The organism is Limnohabitans sp. (assembly GCF_038134685.1).
Classification (GTDB): domain Bacteria; phylum Pseudomonadota; class Gammaproteobacteria; order Burkholderiales; family Burkholderiaceae_C; genus Limnohabitans_A.
The window spans coordinates 45,582-51,488 of record NZ_JAYPVP010000001.1 but is presented as its reverse complement, the minus strand read 5'-3'; the positions used below and the strand labels follow the sequence as shown (position 1 = coordinate 51,488).

1 protein-coding gene is annotated in these 5,907 nt (G+C 64.4%); it reads left to right on the top strand.

What is annotated here, in order from left to right; translation table 11 throughout:
• The coding region (locus AAFM15_RS00220) for an Ig-like domain-containing protein (protein ID WP_341684819.1) at positions 1–5,907 on the top strand (5,907 nt) is incomplete at both ends.

The following is a 5,907-nucleotide window of genomic DNA, read 5'->3' as shown; positions in this document are numbered from 1 at the left end:
CCATCTACTTCACCCTGAGTGAGGCCAGCACCGACTTCGCGCTTGACGATGTCTCCGTTACTGGCGGCCAGCTTTCCAACTTCGCGCCCGTGGCCAGCAGCGGCAGCCCTGCCACTGGCTATACCCAGTACCAGGTCACCTTCACCCCCGCCGCCAACAGCTCCGGCCTGGCCGCTGTGGGCGTGGTGGCTGGCACCTTCCACGACGCCGCAGGCAACGCCAACAAAGACACCTTTGAATCCGGCGTGAGCGGCACCGTGCAAGAAGCCAACAACGCCGTCAGCTTCAACGTCAACACCGTGTTGCCCGACAACACCGCGCCCACCGTCGCTGTGGGCCGCAGCGGCACCGGCATCGTCACCGGCCCGGAAACCATCACCTTCACCCTGAGTGAAGCCAGCACCACCTTTGGCGCAGAAGACATCAGCGTCACCGGCGGCACCCTCAGCGGCTTCACCCCCGTGGCCACCAGCGGAAGCGCCGCCACCGGCTACACCGAATACACCGCCACCTTCACACCCGCAGTGGGCACCAGTGGCAGCGCCACCGTCGGCGTCGCCAGTGACAAGTTCTCCGACGCCGCAGGCAACTACAACAAAGACACCTTCCTCGCCGGCGTTGCCGGCACCACGCAGGAAGTGAACAACAGCGTCAGCTTCAACTACAACAGCGTCGCCCCCGACACCACGCCGCCCACCATCGCCATCGAGCGCCTGGGCACCGGCACCCTCAGCGCCAACGCCAGCGAAACCATTCGCTTCACCATCAGCGAAGCCACCAAAGACTTCACGCTGGACGACATCGTCGTGCTCGACGCCAGCGGCAACGTCATTACAGGCGCCCTGAGCAACCTCGCCGCTGTGCCCACCAGTGGCACCGTCGGCACTGGCTACACCACCTACGTCGCCACCTTCACGGCGCTCAGCAGTATCACCCCCGCCTCGGGCATGGTCACCATCGGCGTGGCCAGCACCAAGTTCTCTGACGCCGCAGGCTACTTCAACCAAGACACCTACACCAACCCCGCCACCGGCACGGACGTGTACGAGGCCAACAACAAGGTCGACATCAGCTACAACACCCTAACTCCGTCCAACGACACCATCACGCCAACCGTCATCGTGGCGCGTGCGGGCAGCGCCACGCTGCAAACCGGCGGCACCGAAACCATCACCTTCACCCTGTCCGAACCCTCGCTCACTTTCGATTGGAGCGACATCACCGTCACCGGTGGCGGCACCCTCGGCCCCCTGACCATGGTCACCAGCAGCGGCACCCCCGCCACTGGCTACACCGTCTACACCGCCACCTACACGCCCCCGGCCAATACCAACAGCACCACCACCATCGGCGTGCTGTCTGACAAATTCAGCGATGCCGCAGGCAACCTCAACAAAGACACCTACGCAACCGGCGTGGCTGGCACCAGCTTCGAGACCAACAACGTCGTCAGCGTCGCCTACAACACCACTGCGGCCGACACCACCGCGCCCAAAGTCGAAGTCCTGCGCTCGGCCAGCGGCACCATCACCGGCCCCGAGACCATCTATTTCAACTTCTCCGAAGCCATCAACCCCGCCAGCTTCACCACGTCTGACATCGTCGCCACCGGCGGCACCATCAGCAACCTGGTGGCCGTGACCGGCAGCAACAACACCCAGTTCATTGCCACCTTCACGCCCAACGCCACCAGCACCGGCACCGCCACCATTGGCGTAGGCGCCAGCGCCGTGACCGACGTGGCCGGCAACGCCAACACCGACACCATCACTTTCACCCTGTCCGAGGCCAGCGCCGACTTCACGCAGACCGACGTCACCGTCACCGGCGGCACGCTCAGCAACTGGACGCACAGCACCACCAACCCGCTGGTCTACACCGCCACCTTCACCCCCACGCCCAACAACGCAGGCACCGCGCTGATCGGCGTGCGTGCTGGCACCTTCAACGACTTGGGTAACAACGCCAACGCCGACGACTACAGACTCACTGGCGGCACCAACGGCAACGCAGAAAACGACAACAACAAAGTCGACATCGCCTTCAACACCCTGGGCGCCACCTTCGTCGTCAACAACGACACCAACACGGTCAACGAAGACGGCAGCGCCGTCACCGGCAACGTCAAAACCAACGACAGCCTGGTTGCCAACGTCACCAGCGTCAGCCAAGGCAGCACCAGCGGCACCCTGGGCACAGCGCTGGCCGGGACCTACGGCAGCCTCACGCTTAACGCCGACGGCAGCTACACCTACGTCATCGACAACTCCAAGACCGCAGTGCAAGCCCTCAAGGCCGGTCAAACCGTGACCGAAGTCTTCAGCTACACCGGTTCCAACACCGGTGCCACCCAAAGCGGCAGCGCCAACCTGACCATCACCATCACCGGCACCAACGACGCGCCCGTCGCCGTGGCCGACACCGCCACAGCCCTTGAGGCGGGCGGCACCGCCAACGGCACCGCAGGCAGCAACGCCACCGGCAACGTGCTCACCAACGACACCGATTTGGACTTGGCTGACACCAAAGTGGTCAGCGCCATCCACGCGGGCAGCGCCACCGGCACCACTGGCGACAGCGCCGTGGCTGCAGGCACCCCCACCGTCAAGGCCGGCACCTACGGCTCCATCAGCATCAACGCCGATGGCAGCTACACCTACACCATCACCGACCAGAACAACAGCGACATTCAGGCCCTGCGCACCAGCGGCCAAAGCGTGAACGACGTTTTCACCTACACCGTCAAAGACGGCAGCAACGCCACCCACCAAGCCACCATCACGGTCAACATCACCGGCGCCAACGACGCGCCCACGGTCAGCACCACCGTGGCCAACAAGAACGGCACCGTGGGCACGGCGCTCGCCGACTTCGTTGGCCCCGTCTTTGCCGACGTGGACACCGTGGCCAACGGCGAAACCAGCACCATTACCGCCACCCTGGCCAACGGCCAGCCCCTGAGCAGCATAGGCCTGAGCTACGACGCCAGCACCAACACCTTCAGCGGCACGCCCACCGCTGCAGGCACTTACACCATCGTCGTCAAAGACACCGATGCAGGCGGTCTGAGTGTGCAGACCACCTTCGACGTGGTCGTTGCTGCTGCCGGTACCCCCGACACCACGCCGCCCACCATCGCCATCACCAGCGACAAAACCACGCTGGCTGCGGGCCAGTCGGCCACCATCACCTTCACGCTGTCCGAGGCCAGCACCGACTTCGCATGGGACGAAGCCAGCCAAACCGGCGACATCACTGTCACCGGCGGTACGCTGACCAACTTCCAGGGCAGTGGTACGTCCTACAGCGCCACGTTCACGCCTGACGCCAACAGCATTGCCGACAGCGTCATCCACGTGGCCAGCAACAAATTCAGCGACGCCGCTGCAACGCCCAACTTCAACGTCGACGGCGCTGACGCCAACAACACCGTGACCATGGTGACCAACACCATGCCCGCCGACACCACCGCGCCCACCATCGTGGTCGCCCGCACCAACGACGGCGCCACCCTCAACACCGGCGCCACCGAAACCATCACCTTCACCCTGTCTGAGGCCAGCACCGACTTCACCCTGGACGACATCACCGTCAGCGGCGGCCAGCTTTCCAACTTTGCCCCCGTGCCCACCAGCGGTACCGCAGGCACCGGCTACACGCAATACGTTGTCACCTTCACCCCCACCGCCAACAGCACAACTCCTGGCACCGTGGGCGTGCTCTCGGGCAAGTTCAGCGACAACGCAGGCAACCTCAACCAGGACACCTACGTCACCAGCCCCACCTCGCCCATCTTCAACGACGGTAACAACCAGGTCACCCTGACCATCGACACCACCACTGCCAACCCCGTGCCTGACACCACCGTCCCCACCGTGGCCGTGGCCCGCGCCGGCAGTGGCAGCCTGGCCACAGGCGGCACCGACACCATCACCTTCACGCTGTCCGAAGCGTCCACCACCTTCACGGTTGACGACGTCGACGTCGTCGGCGGCAGCCTCAGCAACTTTGCCCCTGTGGTCACCACCGGCAGCGCAGCAGGCGGCTACACCGTCTACACCGCCACCTTCACGCCCACCACCGGCAGCGGCACCGCCACCATTGGCGTGGTCGATGGCAAATTTGCCGACGCCGCAGGCAACACCAACAAAGACACCTACGCCGCTAGCCCGACCGCGCCCATCGTCAACGATGGCAACAACCAGGTGAGCATCGGCTACGACACCACCGCCGCCGACACCACCGCCCCCACCGTGGTCGTCAGCCGCGCAGGCACCGGCACTGTCAGCACCAGCGAAACGGTGTACTTCACCCTGAGCGAGGCCAGCACCACCTTTGCGCTTGGCGACGTCACCGTCAACGGCGGCACCTTGAGCAACTTTGTACCCGTGCTCACCAGCGGTAGCGCCAGCGCTGGCTACACCCAATACACCGCCACCTTCACGCCCGTCACCGGCAGCGGCACCGCCTTTGTCGGCGTGGCCAGCGGTACCTTCAGCGACACCGCCACCACACCCAACACCAACAAAGACACCTACGACGTCGACGCCACCTCGCCCCTGGTCTACGAAGCCAACAACTTCGTCGACCTGGCCTACAACACCAGTGCTACCGACAGCACCAAGCCCACCATCGCCATCACCAGCGACAAAACCACGCTCACGGCCGGCCAAACCGCGCTGATTACCTTCACCCTGAGCGAGGCCAGCACCAACTTTGTGGAAGGCGACGTCACCGTCACCGGCGGCACGCTGAGCGGCTGGATCGCCATCAGCCCTACCGAATACATCGCCACCTTCACGCCCGCCACCAACAGCACGGCCAACAGCGTCATCCATGTGGACAGCGACAAATTCAGCGACGCGGCAAGCAACCAAAACGCTGACGGTGCCGAAGCCAACAACACCGTCACCATGGCCACCGACACCACGTCGGCCCCCGTCACGGACAACCCCACCATCGCCATCACCAGCAGCACCAGCACCCTGGCCAACGGCCAAACCGCCACCATCACCTTCACCCTGAGCGAAGCGTCCAGCGACTTCACCAGTGCCGACATTGACGTGGTCGGCGGCACCTTGGGTGCGCTGCAAACCACCGACAACATCACCTACACCGCCACCTTCACGCCCACCGACAATGCGGTCACCACCGCCACCATCGGCGTCAAAGCCGGCAAGTTCACCGCCACCGCCACCACACTGGCCAACCTGGACACCTACGAGCCCTTTGTCACCGGCACCGTGGCCGAGCTCAACAACATCGTTAGCATGGCCGTGAACACCGACAACACGCCGCCCACCGTGGCTGTCAGCCTGCTGACCAGCCGGGTCACTGGCCCCACCACCGTAACCTTTACCCTGAGCGAGGCCTGCAGCGACTTCACCGCCGCCGAGGTTTACGTAACCCCCGGCGCAGGCTCGGTGGACAAATGTACGAAAGTCAGCGACACCGTCTACACCGCCCGCTTTAACCCCACTGCCAACAGCAGCGGCAGCGTGATCATTGGTGTGGCCGCAGGCACGTTCAAGGACGCCGCAGGCAACAACAACGCAGACACCTACATCGCCGGTACGGGTTACGAGGCCAACAACAAAACCGACTTCACCTACAACACCGACGTCACCCCGCCCACCATTGCCATCACCGGCCCCGGCGGCGCCATCAACGGCCCCACCACCATCACTTTCACCCTGAGTGAGGCCAGCAGCGACTTCTTGCTTTCTGAAGGCGACATCACCGTCACCGGCGGCGGTACCCTGACCAACTTTGCCCAAAGCGCCGGCAACCCGCTGGTCTACACCGCTACCTACACCCCGCCCGCAACGACAACTGGCGCGGCCACCATCAACGTGGCCAGCGGCGCCTTCAGCGACGCTGCCGGCAATTTCAATGCCGACGGCGGTG